General features: G+C 68.0%; 1 protein-coding gene. It reads right to left on the bottom strand.

Annotated features, from left to right (window positions below; genetic code table 11):
- Positions 1 to 344, bottom strand: a 344-nt coding sequence (locus tag RNB18_RS51590) for a DnaJ domain-containing protein (protein WP_311721005.1), incomplete at its 3' end; no start/stop codon positions are given.
- Between the last annotated feature and the right edge of the window lie 122 nt (positions 345 to 466).

Here is a 466-nt window from a genome sequence, read left to right as displayed (position 1 = left end):
CACTCCGCCAGGTCCAGCCGCATCCGCAGCAGCGAATCGGCGCCGGGCCGCACCCGGCCGACCGGCCCGCGCGACGCGGTGCCGCCGCCGAAGAACGCCTCGAACACGTCCCCCAGACCGCCGAACCCGCTGAACCCGCCGGGCGCTCCGCCCACCGATTCCATCGGGTCGCCGCCCAGGTCGACGATGCGGCGCTTCTCCGGATCCGAGAGCACCTCATAGGCGACCTGGATCTCGGTGAACCGGGCCTGCGCTTCCTCGTCGGGGTTGACGTCGGGGTGCAGCTCACGCGCCAGCCGCCGGTAGGCACGTTTGACCTCCGAATCGCTCGCGCCTTTGCTCACTCCGAGCAAGCCGTAATAATCGCGTGCCACGCTGACCTTGCCTGACCTTTCTATGCCGGACTAGCCGGCTGATTTACCGGGTACCTAAGACTTCGCCGATGTAAAGAGCAACCGCCGCGACA

Origin of the sequence: Streptomyces doebereineriae (genome assembly GCF_031845645.1) — a bacterium.
Taxonomy (GTDB): domain Bacteria; phylum Actinomycetota; class Actinomycetes; order Streptomycetales; family Streptomycetaceae; genus Streptomyces; species Streptomyces canus.
The sequence above is the reverse complement of the archived record's forward strand: the minus strand, read 5'-3'. Positions and strand labels throughout refer to the sequence as shown.